Genomic DNA, 21,898 nt, shown 5'->3' with positions numbered 1-21,898 from the left:
GCACGTGCCCAAGGCACTTTCACTACCTCCTGTTATTTTACAACCGCAGGGTATATGGTACTTTCCTGATTTATTAGCTAAATATTCTCCTGCTCAACCCGCACCAGCCCTTCTCTTGTACCCCTTCTTTTAGAAGCTACCTCTTTTCATGAGCAATCGATTGCACAAACTTGAACTAAAAAAAGGCACTCATTTGCCTCCCTTTTTCTACCCCAGCACCGCCTGCCCCTCCTTAATATTTAAATATCATCAATTATCTTTTAATAATCAAGGTAAAAATACCTTTTTATCATTAAAATAGCTTTAAAATAGTTTTATTGCAATTTTTAACTCAGTCAAAAGGGCGATCTGGAGATGGATTTGCCGTGTTCACAAGTCTGTTTTTGACTTGATTTTTCAAAAACAGGCCAAAAACAGACCTGTGAAATAATTTCTGCACTTACCCAAATGACTGTGGCTAACAGCATATTTCCCACAGAACCAACTTCCCCGGCTTTGTGCCCTTAAAGAAACAGAGGGACGGTGTTATTTCTTTGCCAGGCTTTTCATTCCCTCAAACACCAATCTAGCTACTTCTTTGGCTCCTTCGGGCTGGAAGTGGGTGTTATCTTTCTGGCCGTCTGGGTAGTTTTTGTATTTGCCCGCCGGCAGGTTCATGAAATAGTGTTCGGTCACATATTCCTGGCCTTTGGCCGAGAAAGAATCAATGGACAGCTGTTGCAAGTCAATCAACGGTACGTTCAACTCCCTGGCCACGTCTTTTACCGCCTGCGGATACTCCCCGTGCACGTTCCCAATTTTACCGTCTTTCCAGGGGTAGTTGCGGGTTACGGGCGTGAGCAGGATTGGATACGCGCCTTTCTGCCTGGTTTGGTTCACGTACAGCCGAAGGTACTCTTTATACCCCTGCACGTTCACGTAGCGCTCCGGCTTGTTCTCTGCCGCATCATTGTGCCCGAACTGAATCATCACCACGTCATTTTTCTTCAGCTCCTGGTATACCGCTGCCCAGCGGCCTTCCTCAAAAAACGTACGGGTGCTTCTTCCGCCGCGGGCTTTGTCCAAGAGGATCACACTATCTGCTTTGATAATATGCTTAATCTTAGAAACGCTGTCTGCCCGCAGAAATGGCTGAAACACCTGCCCCCACCCCATCACCGGATAGCGTTTGTTCATGTAGTCTTCGCCGTCATAGTCAGAGTAGTCTGCCACCGTTGAGTCACCAATAAGATACACCCGCGCCACTTTCTTTTTGAAAGGGGCGAAGGCCATAACCATCAGGAGCAGCACTACCGCAGGAACAAGTCTTTTTTTCATTGGGTAAGGGGAAATAGGGAGAGAATCACCGTTTCTGTTTTGGAGCTGTTTTAGCCAAAACAGCTCCAAAACAGAAACGGCTTTTAGGTGAAGGTTGCTTCTGAAAAACTACCAGAAGGCTCCCAGACGCAGTGGCTACGCCGGCGGCCCTAAAGATTATTGCACTGAAACCGCGGCTTTCTTCAAGTCTTTCCCCTGTGAGATTTGGGTGGCGGAATTCTTGAAATCCTTGTTCTGCAGCTTCACATTCTGCGTCAAAGGCCCCAATACTTTCACGGCTGGCTCTTGGCTGTCTTTGTACGTAAGCCCCTGCACGTTCACGTTTTTGCTGTTGTAGATGGTCAGCGCCGGGCCTTTGTCAGTCAGCACCTTCACGTTTTTCAGCGTAATACCGGTGGCATCAACCGCCGTGATGCCTTTTTTGGCTTTCAGGAAAGCATTTTCAATAGACACGTTCTGCAGGTTCATCTCGGGCAGTCCTTGCAAGGCCACCGCCTCATCTGCGCCAGACACAGTGATGTCCCGCATCCAGATATTTTTGAACGAAGGGGTTTCCTCCGTCACCGGCACCTGTTTCTCTACGCGGGCTTCAGTGCTGGCTTTCTGGTCTTCCTCCAGTACCGGGGAGTTGCCGCCGTAGAACAGGTTGAAGCTGATGGCTTGGGTGGGAATGTTAATCATGTCAATGTTGGAGATCCAGATGTTCTCCACCACGCCGCCGCGGCCGCGCGTACTCTTAAAGCGCAGGCCAATGTCAGTGCCCATGAACGTGCAGTTAGACACGTGAATGTTTTTCACGCCACCCGACATTTCGCTGCCCACCACAAAACCGCCGTGGCCGTGGTACACCACGTTGTTTTTCACAATGGCGTTTTCAGTGGGAATTCCTCTGTCACGGCCGTCTTTGTCTTTGCCAGATTTGAAGCAGATGGCGTCATCGCCCACGTCAAAGGTATTGTTGTACACCAGCGAGTTTTTGCAGGACTCCAGGTCCAGGCCGTCGCCGTTCTGGGAATACCACGGGTTGCGCACGTTCAGGTTGCGCAGGATCACGTTCTGGCACATGAGCGGGTGCAGGTTCCAGGCCGGTGAATTCTGGAACGTAGGGCCATCCAGCAGCACCCGGTTGCAGTTCACCAGACTCAACAACACCGGACGCAGGTAGTCTTTCACGGCCTCAAACTCTTCTTTGGTCTTGAAGTTGGGCACGTTGAAATTGTCTTTCCCATCCCCTTTCTTAGACTTCTCAGAAGGATACCAGGTCTTCCCGTCTTCGCTCAAAACTCCAGTTTTAGTAAGGTTCTTCCACTGGGCATCGGTCATTTTGCTTTTCTTCACGGGGCGCCACGCATCCCCGTTGCCGTCAAAGGTGCCGGAGCCCGTGATGGCCACGTTTTCCAGATTATTACCGGAGATGGGCGACTGGCAGCGGTAGGTGTTCAAGCCTTCAAAGCTGGTCTTGATCAACGGGTAATCCTCAAAGTCACGGCTGAAGATGACCATGGAGCCCGCCTCGGCGTGCAGGTTGATGTTGCTTTTCAGCACAATGGGCCCCGTGTACCACAGCCCCCTGGGGATCACCACTGTTCCGCCCCCTTTGGCGGCCACCTCGGCAATGGCTTTTTCAAACGCCTGGGTATTCTTGGTGATGCCGTCGCCCACGGCGCCGAACTGGGTAATGCTTACCTTGTAGGCCGGGAAGCTGGTTTCCTGCACCCTTGGCATGTTGAACTCAATGCCCTGGTAAACTTGCTCCAAGGTGAGAGCGTCTTTCCCAACGCCTGCGCTGCCGCCGGTGGTTTGGGAAGCAGCGGCGGCGGCGGGCGTTGCCACCCCGGTTGGCTGCCGCTGGCACGAAAACTGAACTAAACCGGCCATGCCTATTGCCAGTAGTACTCGGTTCTTCATCAAATTCCTCATATCTGTTTTACTCGTCAATTACTAAACTTACTTTTTCTGTTTTTAGCCTGTTTTCTGAAAAACAGCCCGAAAACGCACTCACTCAAGGTGTGATCCTGAACCAGTCATAGTCGGCGAAGCCGGAGTCATTGGTTTTGTCTTCCCGCGTAGCGAAGATGCCCACTTTTGCCCCAATCCAGCGGCCAGGCACGGCGGTAAAGACCTCCCCCGCCTGCTTGAAATTCTGCCCGTCTTCACTGTAGCTGAACTGGCACTTGGCGCCCGCACTTACCTTTACCCTCAACTGCACCTCGTTGCCGCTCAATTTGCCAAGAATCTGCTCTTTCTCAGGAGTACCCTTGTGCGATTTCAGGGCAGAGGCGTACGTCAGGTACAGCCCGTCTTTTTTGCTTACTATGGAGAGGTGGGCATAGTCTTCGCCCATGACCACCAAACCGGTGCGCTCCTTCTCCAGCTTTGGGTTTGGCGTGAATTTCACTTTGGTGGTGGCGGTAAAACTCTGCGCCGGAAATTTCTGCAGGAGCAGGTTGGGCACATCCCAGAGGGTTTTGCCGCCTTCGGGCAGCTGGTGGGTGTACAGCCGTAATACGCCGCGGTTGGTGGTGAATGCCCAGGTGGACTTGGGGTTGGCGTGCCACTGCCACTGCAGGCCCAGGGTGGGTTCATTGAACTCATCTGATTCCTGCGGGGTCACCACTGGGTAGGTCTTGCCCACGTTCGGCTTTTGGTAGACCATCACGGGCTGACCTTTGCCGTCGCCGTCTGGGTCTTCGCCAATCACCGGCCAGTTGTTCACCCACTTCATGGGCTGCAGGTGCACCACGCGGCCATAAGCCTCCTTGTCCTGGAAGTGCAGGAACCAGTCTTCGCCACTAGGCGTGTCTACCCATGCCCCCTGGTGTGGGCCGTTGACGGTGGTTTTGCCCTGATCCATCACAATCTTCTCCTCATAGGGGCCGTACACGTTCTTAGAGCGAAGTACCAGCTGCCAACCCGTAGCCACCCCGCCCGCCGGAGCGAAGATGTAGTAATACCCGTTCCGCTTGTAGAACTTGGGGCCTTCCACGGTAGGGTGGTTCTCATGCCCGTCAAACACCAGCATGCCCTCATCAAGAACCTTGGTGCCTTCTGGGTTCATCCTGTTTACTGTGAGAATGCTCTTGATGCCCGCCCGGCTTCCGGCCCAGCCGTGCACCAGGTAGGCCTTGCCGTCTTCATCCCAGAACGGGCAGGAGTCAATCAGGCCTTTGCCCGCTTTTACCAGGACAGGCGCCTCCCACTTACCCGCGGGGTCTTTGGTCTTCACCATGTAGATGCCAAAGTCAGGATCTCCCCAGTAGATGTAGAATTCACCGTTGTGGTGCCGGATGGAGGGCGCCCATACGCCGTTGCCGTGCTGCGGTTGGGAGAAGTGCTCAAACGGCGGTTGGCGTTCTAGCGCATAGCCAATGATCTTCCAGTTCACCAGGTCCCTGGAGTGCAGGATCTGCAGCCCCGGAATGGCATTGAAGCTGGAGGAGGTCATGTAGTAGTCATCTCCTACCCGGCAAACGTCAGGGTCTGAGTAGTCGGCGTCAATGACCGGGTTCTGGTAGGTGCCGTTGCCTTTGTCTGCCACCCACACTTTTGAAACTTCGCCGGTGGGCGCAGCCGCTGAGGCAGGTGGACGGGTAGAGGGTTTCTCTGCTTGACAGGCCATCAGTAAGAGCAATCCGGCGGTGTAGTACTTTATACGCATGTCACTTGGTTCACTTGGTACTGCTAAAGAGTGCGGGTCTGGTCTTCCGCCAAAGGCGGGAACCAACCGGCCTTCCCGTCAACTTTCTGTTTTTGGCCTGTTTTTGTAAAAACGGCTCCAAAACACACTTATTCCTTTACAAGGGCTACACGCCTCACCACCACATCATTGCCTACCTGCAGCGAAACCAGGTAAAGATCGGAGCCCATTGAGCCGCCGTGGCTGTCTTTCCCGTTCCATTCCACCTGGTGGGTTCCCGGGGTAACCGTTCCCTGGAAAACTGTGGCGACCACCTTGCCGGTTAAATCAAGTACCCTCACCAGCGCCTGGGCCTTTTGGGCGGCGGTGAACACCAGGGTGGTGGAGACCGTGAAAGGGTTGGGATACAGACGGGTGGCAATAACCGCCTTTTCCTCTGCAGAGGAGGTGAGAGTTGCTGCCGGTACCAGGCTGTTCAGGTAATCTTCCAGGTTGGTGTAGCCGTTGCTGTTGCGGTCCCCGTTTCGGTCTGAAGCATCATTTGGGTTTAGGCCGTTCTGATTTTCCCAGGCATCTGGCATGCCGTCTTTGTCTGCGTCTGCGGGCGCCGGCAGTGACTCTAAGGTTGGCCAGCCGCCTACGGTGCCCTGGGTGTCAATAATCCCCTTGCTGGCACCATAGGCTCCCCCATACGTAGCAGTACCGGTACGCACCTCATTGATGATCCTGGTGTCAACCGCATCCCGCTTCAGGCTAGCCCCGGCCCCGGCCAAAACTGCCTCATACGCCTCAAGGGCGGTATGGGTCGTTTCCATGTGGTAATCAATGGGCGCCTGCAGCCGCACGCTGGCTCTTTGGGCCGTGGTAATATTTGCGTCATAGTCTACGCCACCGGCCCAGTTGTCGGCGGTGACGGTGGCGTTGCCGTGCACGTAGTTGCCGTTGATGTAGAAGGTGCCATAGCCTGCCCCGAACTGGGGATCTGACTCATAGGAGACCTGCACAATGCGTTTGCTTTTACTGCTTGGGGTAGCCGGACCAGGTTTATAATAATTATTGACCATGTTGTATTTACCGTTCTCGCCGCCGTAGGCACTGTTATCGCCCCAGTTGTAGAGCACATTGTTCCTGAAATCAACGTGCTCATTGGGATAGGTACCCCCGTTGATCCCAGACCGGCCACCGCCGTTGAAACGGGGATTGCGGCTGGTATGGTGGGCTAACAGGTTGTGGTGGAACGTAGCCTGATCGCCGCCCCAAATGCCGCCATAGCCATGGTTGCCCTTGTTATGGACAGATTTGTACAGGCTTTCGCTCAAGAGACACCACTGCATGGTGAAATTCCTGTTCAGGTAAAAACTGGCCGTCTCATCTACTGACCAGCTCATGGTGCAGTGGTCAATAATTATATTCTGCTTGTTCCTGCCCCAGATGGCGTCATTCTCCACCTGCGCCTCATCTCCCAGCCTGAACCGCATGTACCGGATGATCACGTTGTCTGCGTCTACCGTCACAGTTTGGTTGCTGATGCAGATACCGTCACCGGGTGCGGTCTGGCCCGCAATGGTGAGGTTTCCGTTTTTAATAGGCAGGGCCGAAAGCAATTTGATAGTGCCGCTCACCCGGAAGACAATGGTTCTGGCGCCCGTTGCATTGACCGCCGCCCTAAAGCTGCCGGTGCCGGAGTCATTCAGGTTGGTGACCTCAATCACCGTGCCGCCCCTGCCCCCGGTGGTAAAACGCCCAAACCCTTCGGCTCCCGGAAAAGCCAGCTGCTGCGCAAAACCGACAGAGGTTTCAAGGGCCAACAGCACGAGTAGTGCCATGATATGTGGTAGTTTTTTTCTCATATTTCCTGTTGGTCTTAATTGGTCTTTTATCGGTTTGCTTCTTCCCGTTTTTGGCTCGTTTCTAGAAAATCAGGCCATAAACGGAAAGACACTGCTCTTCCTTTGTTCTTCTCTGCTCTTTCGGATTTATCAATCCGAAAGTCCTATGTCGGGGATTTCTAATCCCCTGGTTTTTCAGGCTTGCCTCAACGGGGATTAGAAATCCCCGACAGTGTGGTTCGGGATTTGAAATCCTGAACAGCTGACAGCTGATCAGCGTTTATAGCCGAGAATCAAGCGGTATTTTCATTATAGCCCCGGCTTTTGCTACTTTTCCCGCTTCGTCCTCCCCTACCCCCTCCAAAGGGGGACGGAATGCGTGTTACTTTTTTCCGTTTTTGGCCTGTTTTCATAAAAACAGGCCAAAAACGGAAAGTCATTACTTTCCCGCCTGCGGGGTTTGCTTAGTTGCCAATGGGTCCCAGTCTCCGAAGATTTTTTCCAGGGTATATTCCTGCGCTTCTTCTGCCGTCAGCTGTTTAGACCAGCTTACCCGTTGCTTTGGGGCTGTCCCTGGTCCGGTAGAGCCAAACTCAGCATAAAAAGTGGTCTTCTCAGCGTCTGGTTTGCTCCAGTTATGCCAGCCTTCGGGTTTGATATGTTTGCCCAAATAGCTGTTGAGGAATACCGTCTTGGCAAACGGCCGCCAGGGCCGGCCCAGATAATAAGAATTCTCAGGGGCATCGCCGGTAAGGCGGCAGTTGAGGAAGACAAAACCATACGGTGTGCCTTCTAAGGTAGAGGCCGCCGTCACAAAACTCCCGCCTTTCTTGCTGTAGATCTCACACCCCTCAAACACCGCCGTTGACCACCCGAAGATGAAGTCTGTGGTGCCTTCTATGTAGCAGTTCTTATAGTACTGGCGGCTCTTTTCGCCGTGCGGATACAGGGTGTCCTGAAAACCCAGAAACCGGCAGTTCTTGAACATGACCTTATCCCCGTCTACCCGCACGGCCACCGCCTGCCCCACCGGGCCAGCCGAGTTCTCAAACGTGATGTTCTCAGCCGTAAAATCGTCACCGTACACAAAGAAGCTGGAGGAGCCGGTGGTGCCCATCTCCTCGCCAAAGCGGTTTTTCTTAGCGGCATAGTCATCATGGGTGAGAACGGTTTTCTGCACGTCCTGCCCCACCAGTTTCACATTGGTTTTGGTGGAAGGCAAGGTAAGTTTCTCCTTGTACACCCCGTTTTTGATATAGATGGTGGTCTGGTTCTTCCGGAAATCAGGTACAGCGTTGATGGCCTCCTGCACCGTTTTGAACTGCCCGCTGCCGTCTTTGGCCACTACAAAGTCATACCGTTGGGCATACGCCGGTTCCAGCAGAATCAGGGACAGCAGGAACAGTAGAATAACTTTTCTAACTCCCATGGGCTCTATTTATTTGATGCCTGTGCCCTACCCATTTCCTCAAATTCCAGGGAAGCCATGATGAACGGAGAAACGGCTTTGGGGTCATTGTCACGGCGCTCCTCGTTGATGTAGTATTCATAGGTGCCGTCACGGTACGGGTTACCGCCCAGACCGGCCACGGCGCAAACCTGCGTGATGCTGATGGTGCCGTCTGCCTCTTTCCTGATCAGGTTCTCTAAGATGCCGTTGTAGGCTTTCCGCGCCAGCGGAAGATATTTCCCGCTGTCTATGTAGCCTTTTTTGCTGGCCTTCACCAAAAAGTAGGTGAACATGCTAGACGCCGAACCTTCTAAGTAATTTCCCTCTCTGCCGCCTTGGTCTACCACCTGGTACCACAACCCGGTTTTGGGCTCCTGGTACTGGGCCAAGGCGCCCGCCATTTTCTTGGTGATGGCGATGACCTCGTTGCGTTGCGGGTGGTTCTGCGGTAGGAAATCAAGCGCATCTACTAACGCCATGGCGTACCAGCCCATGGCGCGGCCCCACACGTTGGGTGAAAGCCCGGTTTTGGGGTCTGCCCACTTCTGCTCGCGCTTCTCGTCCCAGCCGTGGTAGAACAGGTTCTTCTCCTTCACATAGGTGTACTTGTCTACCAGAATGATCTGTTTGGCCACGTCATCAAATACTGCCGGTTCGTTGTAGGTGGCGCCGTACTGGGCCAGGAACGGCGAGGCCATGTACAGACCGTCTAGCCACATCTGGTGCGGATAGATTTTCTTGTGCCAGAAACCGCCCTCTGAGGTTCTGGGGTGGGTACGCATCTGGTCGCGCAGTTCATCCAGGGCAAGCTTGTATTTCTGCTGACCCGTCTCCTGGTGCAGGAAAATCAGGAATTTACCCGGGTTCACGCGGTCTATGTTGTAGTCTGTTTTCTTATAGGTTTTGATCTTGCCCTCCGCCGTGATCATGGTATCTGCGAAGGCCTTGATGTAGGTGAAGTAGGTACGGTCACCGGTGCGCTTGTACACCCGCTCCAACGCACTGGCGAATAAGCCTTGGGTATAGTCCCACTTCGGCTCGGGCCGGAAGTCAATCATCCAGCCCTCCGGACTGCGTTTCATCTCTGAGTCAGCCATCCAGACAGAATAGGGTTTACCTGCCGGGGACGTTGGTACTTGGGTACTTCCGGTCTGGCCGGAGCGGCAGGCAACAGTTGCTACCAAGAACGCAAGCAGGAGATAGAGGGACGTTTGTTTCATGGTTTGTCAGATAAGCGTAAGCGGTTCTAGCGTTTCATTTTCTGTTTTCGGCCTGTTTTTGTGAAAACAGGCCGAAAACAGGGGTTAGTTTTTGGTTGGATTCCAGTTGTCTTTGCCGGCCAGGACTTTCTCTGGAGTAAATTTCTTAGCCTCTTTCCGGGTGAGCTGCTTTGACCATGGCACCCGCTGGTCTTTGGCAGCCCCGGGCCCCGATGATTTATATTCGGCGTAAAAGGCGGTTTTCTCAGCTTCAGGTTTCTTCCAGTTGTGCCACCCCTCTGGTCTGATGTGCGCGCCCAGCTCTGAATTGAGGAACACCGCCTGCGCATACGGCCGCCAGGGCCGGCCCAGATAGACCTTAGTGGCCTCTGCCGAGGCCGTGTTGATCTTGCAGTTCAAAAACACAAACCCGTAGGGTTGGTCTTGGGGTGTAGACGCGGCGGTAATGTAGGAGTTCTTTTTGCAGTGGATGGTACAGTTCTCAAACACTGCCGTGGCCGGCCCGAAGATAAAATCTGTGGTGCCTTCTATGTAGCAGTTCACATAGTACTGGCGGCTGTTGTCTACCCCGGCGTACAGCGTGTCCTGGTCGCCAATGATGTTGCAGTTTTTGAACACGCAGCGGTCTGCCTCCACGTGCAGGGCCACCGCCTGCCCTACCGGGCCTGCGTTGTTTTCAAAGGTGATGTTTTCGGCCTGAAACTCATTGCCCTGCACCAGTACCGTGTAAGAGGTAAAGGTGTTGATCTCGCCTTTGCCGGAGTAGTCATTCCAGACTATGCGGGTTTTGTCCCGGTCTTCCCCTTTAAAGGAAATCCTGGTCTTCCAGGAGGGGATCACCAGTTTCTCCCTATACACGCCGTTCCTGATCCTGATCTCGATCCTCTCCTCCGGGAAAGCCGGGATAGCGTCTACCGCCGCCTGAATGGTGGTATGGTCACCGCTTCCGTCTTGCGCCACCAGCAGCTGCTTCTGCTGGGCGTGGGCCAGGAAACCGGTCAGGAATAAAATAAGTAAGATCTTCCACTTCATTCTTATGCTCCTACTTTACCAGACTGTTCAAATACACTTCTACGTTGGTATAGAATTTACTCAGGGTCTTGGCCGAGGCATCTGCCGCGCTGCCCGGGTTCAGTTTATGCTGCTGCTCCCAGGCATCTGGCATGCCGTCCTGGTCTTTATCAGCGGGTGCCGGAAGTGATTTCAATTCTGGCCAGCCGCCCACATCCTGCTGGGAGTCAATGATGCCGTTTTTATGCTTTCCGTTGGTAGACCTGCCGGCTCTCACCTCCTGCACAATGCGGGCATCTACGGCATCACGTTTCAGGCTGGCACCCGCTTGGCTGAGCACAGCTTCAAAGGCCGCCTGCGGTTCCTGCGTGGGCACGCTCACTACGGTGAACTGTTTTTCGGCTTTAGCCGCCTGAACAGAGTCTTTGTGATCTGGCTGCACGCCGCCATGCCAGTTGTTTTTGGTGACTGCCGGGAAACCGTCTACATAATTGCCCGCCACGTAGAATTTCCCATAAGGGGCAGAGGGGTTCACGATTCTGTCTCTCTTAGACTCCTGCGTGGCCAAACCAGACTTGTAGTAGTTGTTGACCATGTTGTAACGGCCTTTCTCGCCCCCGTAGGTACTGTTATGCCCCCAGTTGTAGACCACGTTGTTGGTAAAATCTACCAGTTCATCTGGCGGGTTGGGCACTGACTTAGAGCCGCTGAACCTGGGGTTTCTGCTGTTGTGGCTGGCCAACAGGTTATGATGGAAAGAGGCTCCCCTGCCCCCCCAGATCCCGCCGTAGCCGTGCTCCCCTTTGGCGTGTACAGAGGCATTCAGACTTTCTGAGATAATGCACCACTGCAGGGTAAAGTTTTTGTTGTAGTAGAACGAAGCGCACTCATCTGTAGCCCAGCTCATGGAGCAGTGGTCAATGATGATGTTGTTCATGCCTTTGTTCGCACCCACCGCATCTGCCTGCTGCGCGGCTTTGTCCCCCATCCGGAAGCGCATGTACCGCACTATCACGTTGTCTGCTTTGATACTGACCGGATAGTTTCTGAGGCAGATCCCATCACCGGGGGCAGACTGACCGGCAATAGTAAGATCCCCGTTGTTAATATCAAGCGGCGACTCCAGGTCTATGTTTCCTGACACCGCAAAGACAATGATACGCGGCCCCTTCTTCCGGACGGCCTCCCGGAGACTGCCGGGCCCGTTGTCGTTCAAATTGGTCACCACCACCACCTGGCCGCCGCGGCCGCCCGTGGCGTACTTGCCAAACCCTTCGGCCCCCGGAAAGGCCAGCGCTTCTTTCTCTTCTGCCGCCGCGGTGGCTGCGGCAGAAGCTGCTTTCTGGGCGCACCCGGTTAAACTGGCAAACTGGAAGGCGAGGCCTAAGAGGGTAAGCTTTCTGAGTGCGTTCATACGTTAAAGGTAAGTAGTGAATGGTTTCTACCTTAAGCATTGCACAGGTGTGCAATCGTTTGCTCTCACCTGCGCAAAAATTCTGTTTTTGGCCTGTTTTTCAAAAAACAGGCCAAAAACAGCCCATGATCAAGCAGCAATAGAAATTAATCTTGCTACCTCTACAGGAAATTATTTGCTGATTTTCACCTGCACAGGGTTGGCCAGTTCTTCTGCCAGCTGCGCCAGGTACTGGTGAAACTGCTCTTCTGTCTTGATCCCGTTTTGCTCCAGCTCCCACGCAGCCAGAAAATAATATTGGGCCTGCCCGTTGGTGGGTTTTAACTGCACCACATGGTTCAGCGGGTCTTCAGTGATGGAGAGCAGGTCCTGGGGTTTGAACAGCACGGCTATTCCCACATTGTCTGGGGGAGAGTTTAAGCTTTGCGGCCCATAGGTGGCAATGTAGCCGTATCTTTTGCCCGCCTCCCCTTTAGAGGACACGAATTTAGCCGCTTTGTCTTTGATGAGTCCGGTGCTGATGTTCTGCGGTTGCCCCCGCTCCAGGCGCATCTGATGGTGTGTGGCTCTGGTGCCGGCATGAATACTCAACTGGGAGTGTACATTCAGCTTGAGGCCCGCTACCTGCCAGCCGTAATAGTCAGTGAGGATAGAAGAATAAACAGGCCCGTTTTGCAGGATTCTGGCATAGGTGCTGTCTGTCTTCTCTACCCGTACCGCTTTGCCCTGGTCAAACATGGCTAATGAGCCAACGCCTAAGGCTTTGCCCACCTTCAGGACATCCATGCCCCACGGCTGTAGGTTGTGGTAAGAATCATACCCATCTTGCCCCACCTGCTGGAGCACCATGTCTGCTGTTCTTTTGCCAAACACATCTACCCCATTTCGCCAATCCAGGTAAAAGCGGTAGCCCACTTTGTCTGACTCCCACCCCGGCCCCTCGTAACGCAGGTAATAAGAATGGTCTGTGAGCTCATCTGGTACACGCAGGGAGTCTATATTCTGGAAAGTGCCACCCAGGTATTTCCGATTCTCCCAGCGGCCTCCTACTTTCTTGGAAAGCTCAGCCTGGGTGCGTTTGGGGTAGTTTCTTTTGTTGCTGCCTGTAGGGTTGAAGTGGATGGTCAGCTTACGCGTCTCCCCGGCTTTCATGTTCTCCAGCACCAGCGCAACGCCTTTGTTGAAGTGGTCTTTGCCGTTGTACTGGCTAGGGATTTCTGTTGGGCCGTCCATGACCACAAAGGCCTCTGGGTTAAATTGGGGATTGTTTTTGCGAAGCTCCTCCCCGTCTACCAATACCAGGCTGCTCTCCCGCCCACGGTTCAAAGGATTGGTTACCTGTATTGTAAATGACTTCGGAAATTCTGAAGAGGCGGCAGGCTGGGTAGTGGCACAGCTGGTGCTAAACAGTAGCAGAAAGGCTGAGACGCCGTTTACCCAATTTTTAAAACTTCTATTCATGGTACACTTCTGTTGTAAATAAACTCCAGCATTGCTGCTGTTGTATTTGCCCCATCGCCCATACACCGGCATGATCTGTTTTAGGGCTGTTTTCTCAAATATAGCCTAAAAACGGGAAGGGAACTGGTTACTGCTTCTGCCCTTGGGTGATGGGTTTAACCAGGCTGTTGATATACACCTCTACATTGTCATAGGCAGTGCTCAGGTTTCTTTCATTGGCATTGGCCTTGGCGGGATCTAACTTATTTGCTCTTTCCCAATCATCTGGCATGCCATCACGGTCAGTGTCTACCGGAGCCGGGGCCGTCTGCAGCTCTGGCCAGCCACCCACATCAGCCTGGCTGTCAATAATTCCGTTGGTACTGCCTTTGGAGCCCGGAAAACTGAAGGTTGTATTTTTCACATTTTCCAGAATTCGCACGTCCACGGCATCTCTTTTCAAAGACGCACCCGCCCATGCTAAAACCCGGGTATAAGCATCCTGGGCACTGTGGGTTGCAACGTTCTTATTGATAGAATGGGCAACTGCCAATTTCATGGCATTTTTTTCTGCCTCTGGCACGGTCCCGTAACTCCCATGAAACTGATTGAATACGCCATACGCCCAGTTATCAGCAGTGGCTCTGGTGCTTCCTTCAACGTAATTCCCGTCAATGAAGAACTTCCCCCAGGTGTCAAACACTTCTGTTCCAACATTCTTGTTTTTGTCAGGAGAGAAGATTCTCTCTTTTTTAGTAGTGGCTGGCCCTGGTTTATAGTAGTTGCTCACAATATTGATATTCATCGCTTCCCCTCCGTAGGCACTATTGGTGGGCCCCCAATTGTAGATGACGTTGTTGCGCACGTCAACCAGATCTGTCAACGCAAATGCTTTGCCAGCCTCTTCTCCAAATCTTGGATTCCGGCTGTCATGGTGGGCAACCAAATTATGGTGAAAAGTAGCCTTCTTTCCTCCCCAGATGCCGGCATACCCGTGTGCCCCTTTGTCATGCACAGAGTTTTTCAGGCTTTCTGCAATAATGCTCCACTGCAGGGTGAAATTCTCGTTGGCGTAGAACGATACACACTCATCTGTGGACCAGCTCATGGAACAATGGTCAATGATAATGTTCTTTCTGAATCGCCCACCTACAGCATCTGCTTCCTGCGCTCCCTCATCTCCCATTCTAAACCGCAAAAACCGGATCATCACGTTGTCTGCATTCACAGTAACGGGGAAGCTTTTAAGAGTTATGCCATCACCGGGAGCCGTTTGTCCTGCAATGGTTACGTTCCCGTTGTTGATTGTGAGGTTAGACTGCAGCTCAATGGTACCAGAAACCTTAAATAAGATGATCCTGGCACCAGACAAATTAATGGCTTCCCGTAAACTGCCAGCCCCACTGTCATTCAGGTTGGTCACATACACCACAGCTCCCCCTCTACCTCCCGTCACATCCTTCCCAAAGCCTTCTGCCCCAGGAAAAGCCAAGGGTGCTTCCACCACAGGCGTTGGGGTTTCAGTTGGTGAAATAGGCCCAGGTTCCTCTTTGGGTTCTCCTTTGCAGCAGGTAAAGGAAAGATTAACCATAATACCCAAAAGTGTCAAAAATTTACTGACATTGAGGTGTTTGAATTGCATATGTCAGAAAGAAATTACCAGGTGCAGGAAATGTTCCCCACACCTGGTGCTTATCTTAAATTTATCTCCATCTAGGATCACCAGCCGTAACATTGGTAGGCATCCCGGGGAAGTTGGCATCTTTAATTTTAAAATTCCCATTCTTAGGATCCTGCCACAAAGCCAAAGAGGTACCGCTGTAGGCTTTTATTCCGGGAATTGGAAACGCCCCAGTGGCAGCAAGAACATAGTCAGACGTAGTGTAGCTGTTATTTGCTTCTACTGCAGTACTAGTTCCAACTCTGACCCCCCTTACAGATTGGTTACCCGCTTTCCCTATTCCTAAAATTGTATTATTAATTTTAACACCCTGAGCCACATTATTGCTTCCTGTAGTGGAGTAGTCAACCAGGTAGTTGTTCGCTAATGGAGACTCATTAACTGTTACATTCTCAAATAAAACTGACGTTGAATTGTTTCTGCTTACAACTATCTTCTCAGCCTTATAAATAGTGGTGTTTTTTATTACTATGTTCTGCGCCTGGCTAGTGGCAACATCAACGTTTATTACACCATAGCTACCAAGGCTGTCAACTATACTATTGTTCATAGTAAAATTTGTTATGACAGTAGGAGCAGATTGTAATCTAACTATGCCCCTGAATTTGCCAGCTCTCACATTTTCAAAGGTCATTGTACCAATAGTAGAGGTTTTGTTTATATTAAACACATACTTTGCAGTAGCATCACTCCCTGTCAGTACTACATCTCTGAAAATTATATAATCTATATTACTTCCTTCAGCAATAGCAAAGTTGCTAGTAAAATAAACAGAAGCTAAATTGGGTTCTGTCAAATCTGTGCCACTAGTGATGGTGACAGATTTGTTAAGCAATGTTTCTGCAGAAATATTATACGTTTGACCTCTCTTAAGAATAATTGTACTACCATTAGGTATTTGAGTAATGGTATCTTGTAATACAGATGGTCTACCTGTGATTCCTCTTAGATCAACAATGTTTCCGGAAAGTGGTTCTTTGGTTTGGAAAGTGGTTACACCATTTGATTTAGTTCCTGCAAATATCTCAGCTCTGTAATTTGCACCTGAGGTTAAACCATCTACTATCAAAAAACCAGAGGTAAGATCTGATGGAGAGAGAGTAATTTCTCTTGCCGTTCCGCCTGTTGGCGTTACTACTACCCTTGTGGTATTTGGTCTTGCAACAAAACGAAGCCGTACAGATCTATCTGTAATATCTTCTGATTTCACAGGAATATCAGTAAATAATTGAATACCCCTAATAGAAAACCCGTTACTTGTTAACCATTTAGACTCTGGCGTATCTCCCTTCGCGTTTGTCTTGATACGGGCAAACAACTTCTGTTTAACCGGGATATTTTCATCTGTAAGTGTGATGGCTGTTGTATCAGCAACTGCAGAAACAATAACAGGTGTTGCAAATAAAGTATCTGCTGCTACTTCAACCGTGTAAGACACTCGACCAGCAACTGTATTGGCAGGTGTTTTCCATGTCAGCCTTACCGAAGTTTCACCACTAGAGGAGGCTATTTGTCCTGCAGGCATAAACAAGCGAGAGGGAGTTAATTTTTCCTCCTCTTCATTACAGGAAACCAAGCTTAGCAGGAACAATACTGGATAAAATAATAACAAAAACTTTGAATACTTCTTTTTCATGTCTTTAACTTTTAATAATCAACATCTTGATTAATAGCCATAATCTTGGGTAAGCCTGAAATTAGCGTTCAAAGCACCGGTGGGTATTGGGAAAAGCTCTGACTTATTTGCAGTAAATTGGCTTGCGAATGCTCTATCTGGTCCAGAAATGTGCAGATCTGTAATTGCAGCTCTCCAATTTACTTTCTCATACCCTGACCCCTCTGGAGCAGTAGCAGTTGGTGCAGGTTGGTACATGACCTGATTCACATTTCCAGATATAGGCGCTCCATTTGTTCCTATTCCTGCTAATAATTGAAAGCTGAGGGCCTCTTCATGGGCTGTTACATTTCTTCCTAGCAGTTGATTAGGCTTAAAGAAAACATGTTGTGGAACATTAGCATAACGACCACTGCCTTCTTTCATAGCAAGCATCTTTGCTCTTGTCTCTATAATTGTGGATTCTAATAAATTCCAACGGATTAGATCATATTTACGAATGCCTTCACCTCCAAACTCTAAAAGCCTCTCTTTCACAATTGCTTTAAAAAATACGGGTTTAGTTGTAGGAGTAGTACCCATTCTATTTTCCCATTGATCAAAAAAAGCACGTTTTCTAACTTCTTCAAATGCAGCAATAGCTTCTAAAGTAGGTCCACTCAACTCGTTCTCTGCCTCAGCAAACATCAATAAGACATCTGCATATCTAATAAGTGGCCAGTTAATACCTAGTGTTTGAATCAAACCGTTAAAATTTGTCCAATATTTTCTAAACTTGCCTTCTCTCATTAATAGTGGAGTGGTGAGTGTCTTATTATTATTTGCCTCAACAGCAAAATAAGCTAACGTTACATCTCTTCTAGAATCCCCTATGGAATCAAACTCATAGAAATAAGTAGGAACAGCTTCAATCAATCCATTTGCCTGACCATAATTAGGATTTGCTTGATTAATTCTTGGCCCATTGGCATAACCCAACTTTGTATCAGTCTGTGTACCTCCGCCGTAGGCTCCTACTTCCCAAATCAATTCTCTATTAGCCCCAGCAGATCTTGAGCTGCCATGTAGCGCTCTAAACACATCTTCATAAACTGGACTTAAGCCATTCTCATTCTTCAAAATAATATCACGACATTCTTTTCTAGCAATTGCATAAAAGTCTTGATAATTACTTCTGCGTTCCATCTTTTTTGTATCTCTCCTAAGAGAGTATCCTCCTCTTGCCAAAGCAATTCTTGCTCGTAAAGCCTTAACAGCGGCTTTGCTTACTCTGGTAGACGGCTCACCAGTTTCTGAACGCCAAGGAACTAAATCTGCAGCCTGAGCCAAATCAGCCAATAACTGATCATATATTTCATCCTGATTTGTTTTAGTGATATAAAGATCAGGAATATCAGAAGAAGGCTGGAATTGAGCTGGAACATCTCCCCAGTTGCGTACAAGCTCATAATAAAACTGAGCTCTCAAGGTCAATGCTTCCCCTAAAAACTTTCGCATTTTAGCTTGTTCACTTGCTGTACCACTTGTATAAAGAGGTGATAAGGGAATATTTTTTATACAAATATTTGCTCTCTCAATACCAGCATATAATTGATTAAAAGGACGCTCTAATTCAGTATTGCCTGGTGAAACACCATAGTGGGCAATTCCTTGTCTTCCTTGTGTATTTTGATCCCCACTAATTCTAAAATCATCTGCTGCATTAGGAAAAATGATAGAAATCCTATTGCCATACCCATGATCTCCTGGAAGCTGGTTATATACACCAACCAAAGCAGATTCTGTATTAGAAATACTCGCAAAGATTGCATCCTGCGTTAATGTAGAATCATTCTCAATTGTAAGAAACTCTTCACAACCTGATAATGTTAATACTCCCCCAATTGTAGTTGCAAGAAGTAGAGACTTAATATATTTAGTATTCATGGCTCTGTTTAAATATTTTTAAAAAGTAACATTCACCCCACCTAAGACATAACGGCTCCTAGGATAAGCTGCATGATCTACACCTGGTGTCAATCCAGTTCTTCTTCTCGTATTTGCTTCAGGGTCATAACCTGAATATCCTGTTATGGTAGCCAAGTTATTAACTGTTGCATACACTCTAAATTTAGAAATAACTCTAATCCTCTTTAATAGTGACTCTGGCAATGAATATCCTAAGGTCAAATTTGATATTCTTAAATAGGATCCGTCTTCAATTGCGAATGAATGCAGAAAGTAATTACCTCTTACCGGTGTCCAATACTTAGCATCTTTATTCATTTCAGCTAATTGCTCTGGATTTGTAACTAACAGACCATTATTATCATACCAATTCCAGCGGTCACGCATAAAAGACAGCATATTATTATCCCTTGTTTCATACAGTGTAGTAAACTCCAACTTATTGGCATTATATACTTTTGCTCCGTATGAGAAATTAAGGAATATACTCAAATCAAAACCTTTATAGGTTAATTGTTGATTTAATCCACCGAAAAACTTAGGTTGGTTATTTCCTAAAACAGTTCTATCATCTGCTCCTACCATTGAAGTACCATTATCAGGGGTTAAATCTTTTAATTTAAGATCACCTGGCTGTGGTGCTCTATTACCTAAAGCTATTTCCCTACTATTAGCTATACCGTCTTTCAACACATATGTCCAAGAGTTAGAAGCTGCATTGTAAGTAGAATTAAAATCTTCAAGTTTATAGTAACCATCAGTTACATAACCATAAAACTGCCCCACAGGGCCACCAACTTGAACTAAGAAATCATTGTATGTGACAGATTGTGTTGGCAACCATCCAGAAGGGAAAGGATATGATTTCAAAGGTTGTCCAGAAGGATCAATTCCTAGGCTCATAATTCTGTTCTTCTGATGTGTAATATTGAAATTTGCTGTCCAGGTAAAATCGCCTTTATCCATTACTACTCCATCTAACTGAAGCTCTACCCCTCTATTGCGGGTTTCACCTACGTTCTGAAGCTGGCGGGTATAACCACTAGTTGGTGGTATTTGCGCTTCAATCAAAAGGTCATTTGTCGTATTCTCATAAACATCAATGCTGGCATTCAACCTGCTATTCCACAAGGACATATCTACCCCTAAATTTTTTGACATAGTTGTTTCCCAGACCAAAGCTCTGTTTGCCAAAATTGGCGCATAATAACCTGGAGTAACAGATTCACTAAATGCATACCCATAGTCAGCACTAGCACTGAAATTAGATCTCCACTGATCTGGATCTATACGGTTATTACCAACTGCTCCATATCCAAACCTTAGTTTGAGATCATTTAACCAGCTTTTGGTATTAGCCATAAAGCTTTCCTCTCCAACATGCCAAGCCAATGAAACAGTTGGGAAATAACCCACCTTGTTTTCAGGAGCAAACAACGAAGAAGCATCACGTCTTAGAGCAAAATTTAATCTGTATTTTTCTCTAAAATTATAACCAACAGAACTAAACAAAGAGAAAAGAGCTTCTCCAGTTATAAATGTTGTAGCAGGTGATTGAATAGCATTTGCGGGAGGTGTAGCTTTGTCAATACCTGCAAAGGCTTGCTCAGGAGTAATGTCAACTGGCAGCCATCTCACTGCTACGCCATAATCCTCCCTATTCCTTTTCCAGGTTTCCTGCCCTACTAGTACATTTATTTTGTGATCTTCTCCAAAAGAAGCACGGTAATTCAAGGTATTTGAGTTCGTGTAAGTTAGCGCCTTTCTATCTGTCAAGTTTACTATGGGTTGACCATTTTCTCTTAATGCAGATGAGGTGGCAGGGCCAAAGAACTCATTTACTCTTCTTTCACCTGAGGTAACCCCAAATACACTTTTAAAAGTTAAATTCTTGATTAGATCTAAACTAAAATAGCCATTTAAGATAATGTCATTACGCTTATCATACCGTAATTCTTGTCTTGCTAAAAGAACAGGGCTGATCAAGTTAGAAAACTCATAATCTATTGGATCAAATTCATTAACCTGATCTTCAAATCCTGGAGCGACAAAAGGTCTGAATCTCACAGCATTTCTCAACCGGCTAAACCCTACATTACCTGTAGACGACGAACCAGTACCCTCAATTTCTTGACGGCTATAGCGGGTAGTAAAACCAATCTTAAATCTATCGTTAACTTTATGGTCAAACTTAAGGGAGGCAAGTGTACGAACATTGCCAGAATTAATCATAATACCTTCTTCATCAACATGATTAAGTGTGATATTAAAGGAAGTTGTTTTACTTCCCCCAGTCACACCTAAAATGTGATTTTGGCTAACAGCAGCTCTACCAAAAACTTCTTCCTGCCAATCAGTTTTAGGCATACTGCGATATATATCTAAATCCTCAAAGCGACCATAGCGATCCCGAAAGCTCTCCCGTGATCGCTCATCTCTATTATAGTTATATACTTGATACTGATATAAGGCAAAATCATAAGGATCCATTACATCTAGCTTCTTAACTATTTGCCTTACACCTACAAATCCATTATAAGTAACCTGGGTGGGCATATCTCGGCCACCTTTGGTAGTGATTACAATTACCCCGTTAGATCCCCTCGCTCCATAAATAGCAGTTGACGCGGCGTCTTTTAACACATCAACAGATTGAATTTCTTGAGGAGAAAGAAAGTTCAGAGCGTTCTCTACCTGAATACCATCTACGATATACAATGGCTCGTTACTCTGAGTAATAGAATTACCACCTCTTACCCGTATGGTCACTTCAGCTCCTGGCTGCCCTTCAGAAGAAGTAACCTGAACGCCAGCCAACCTTCCTGCTAAGGCGTCTGCCGCTGTGCTCACTGGTATATCCTGCAATTGCTTGGCATTCACCGAAGACACCGAACTGGTTAATTCCTTCCTAGTTACTGTCTGATAACCAACCACCACCACTTCATCAACAAATTTTGTATCAGATGACAATGACACATTAACAGTTGACTTCCCGGCAATAGCCACTTCTTTTGGCTGAAACCCAATATAGGAGAACACCAGCGTACCGTTCAGGTTTGGAACGGTCAGGGTGTAGTTTCCCTCAACGTCAGTAGCGTTTGCCGTGGTGGTTCCTTTTAACAGAACCGTCACACCGGGCAAGCCCTCCCCCTTTTCATCGGTCACTTTCCCTTGAACAGTAGCAGACTGCGCAAAGGCTCCTAACACGGCGTAAAAGAACAGAGGCAGCACCAGCAAGTACCGGATCTTCTTTTGTAAGGCTTGTTGCATAGGTAACAATTTGAAATTTTGTTAATGATTAGGATAAGTATTTTCAACGGACGGTTAAACAGGTAAA

The 21,898-nt window shown here is 48.6% G+C and carries 13 protein-coding genes; all 13 read right to left on the bottom strand.

Features of this window, described 5'->3' with window-relative positions; all coding sequences use genetic code 11:
• Nucleotides 1-525: 525 nt before the first annotated feature.
• The 13 genes from FHS90_RS05090 to FHS90_RS05030 all read right to left on the bottom strand — a co-directional run bounded on the left by FHS90_RS05090 (nucleotide 526) and on the right by FHS90_RS05030 (nucleotide 21,831).
• Nucleotides 526-1,317 carry a rhamnogalacturonan acetylesterase gene (locus tag FHS90_RS05090; RefSeq protein ID WP_182512199.1) on the bottom strand — a complete coding sequence of 264 codons (792 nt, stop codon included), beginning with the start codon at nucleotides 1,315-1,317 and terminating at the stop codon, nucleotides 526-528.
• A 156-nt stretch (nucleotides 1,318-1,473) separates the two neighbouring features.
• Entirely contained in the window at nucleotides 1,474-3,195 is a 1,722-nt protein-coding gene (locus tag FHS90_RS05085; protein ID WP_246386676.1) for a glycoside hydrolase family 28 protein, read from the bottom strand.
• A gap of 124 nt (nucleotides 3,196-3,319) precedes the next feature.
• Entirely contained in the window at nucleotides 3,320-4,975 is a 1,656-nt protein-coding gene (locus tag FHS90_RS05080) for a glycoside hydrolase family 43 protein (protein WP_182512197.1), read from the bottom strand.
• A gap of 128 nt (nucleotides 4,976-5,103) precedes the next feature.
• Nucleotides 5,104-6,780, bottom strand: a complete 1,677-nt coding sequence (locus FHS90_RS05075; RefSeq protein WP_182512196.1) for a FlgD immunoglobulin-like domain containing protein — start codon at nucleotides 6,778-6,780, stop codon at nucleotides 5,104-5,106.
• Between the two features lie 442 nt (nucleotides 6,781-7,222).
• The gene (locus FHS90_RS05070; RefSeq protein WP_182512195.1) at nucleotides 7,223-8,212 is read right to left on the bottom strand and encodes a pectinesterase family protein; all 990 of its coding nucleotides are present in this window, start codon (nucleotides 8,210-8,212) and stop codon (nucleotides 7,223-7,225) included.
• 5 nt (nucleotides 8,213-8,217) lie between these two features.
• Nucleotides 8,218-9,453, bottom strand: coding sequence for a glycoside hydrolase family 88/105 protein (locus FHS90_RS05065; RefSeq protein WP_182512194.1), 1,236 nt, complete (start codon nucleotides 9,451-9,453; stop codon nucleotides 8,218-8,220).
• Nucleotides 9,454-9,537: 84 nt separating this feature from the next.
• Nucleotides 9,538-10,485, bottom strand: coding sequence for a pectinesterase family protein (locus tag FHS90_RS05060; RefSeq protein ID WP_182512191.1), 948 nt, complete (start codon nucleotides 10,483-10,485; stop codon nucleotides 9,538-9,540).
• A gap of 10 nt (nucleotides 10,486-10,495) precedes the next feature.
• A complete protein-coding gene (locus tag FHS90_RS05055; RefSeq protein ID WP_246386674.1) occupies nucleotides 10,496-11,878 on the bottom strand; it encodes a pectate lyase family protein in 1,383 nt (460 codons plus the stop codon).
• A gap of 171 nt (nucleotides 11,879-12,049) precedes the next feature.
• A complete protein-coding gene (locus FHS90_RS05050) occupies nucleotides 12,050-13,339 on the bottom strand; it encodes a DUF4861 domain-containing protein (RefSeq protein ID WP_182512189.1) in 1,290 nt (429 codons plus the stop codon).
• A gap of 127 nt (nucleotides 13,340-13,466) precedes the next feature.
• Nucleotides 13,467-14,825, bottom strand: a complete 1,359-nt coding sequence (locus tag FHS90_RS05045; RefSeq protein WP_343049597.1) for a pectate lyase family protein — start codon at nucleotides 14,823-14,825, stop codon at nucleotides 13,467-13,469.
• A 196-nt stretch (nucleotides 14,826-15,021) separates the two neighbouring features.
• A complete protein-coding gene (locus FHS90_RS05040) occupies nucleotides 15,022-16,635 on the bottom strand; it encodes a DUF5123 domain-containing protein (RefSeq protein ID WP_182512187.1) in 1,614 nt (537 codons plus the stop codon).
• 30 nt (nucleotides 16,636-16,665) lie between these two features.
• Nucleotides 16,666-18,540, bottom strand: a complete 1,875-nt coding sequence (locus FHS90_RS05035) for a RagB/SusD family nutrient uptake outer membrane protein (RefSeq protein ID WP_066837459.1) — start codon at nucleotides 18,538-18,540, stop codon at nucleotides 16,666-16,668.
• A gap of 18 nt (nucleotides 18,541-18,558) precedes the next feature.
• Nucleotides 18,559-21,831: a SusC/RagA family TonB-linked outer membrane protein gene (locus tag FHS90_RS05030; RefSeq protein ID WP_220482990.1), complete on the bottom strand. Its 3,273-nt coding sequence runs from the start codon at nucleotides 21,829-21,831 to the stop codon at nucleotides 18,559-18,561.
• Nucleotides 21,832-21,898: the final 67 nt, after the last annotated feature.

The sequence above is a fragment of the Rufibacter ruber genome, from assembly GCF_014138425.1.
GTDB lineage: Bacteria > Bacteroidota > Bacteroidia > Cytophagales > Hymenobacteraceae > Nibribacter > Nibribacter ruber_C.
The sequence above is the reverse complement of the archived record's forward strand: the minus strand, read 5'-3'. Positions and strand labels throughout refer to the sequence as shown.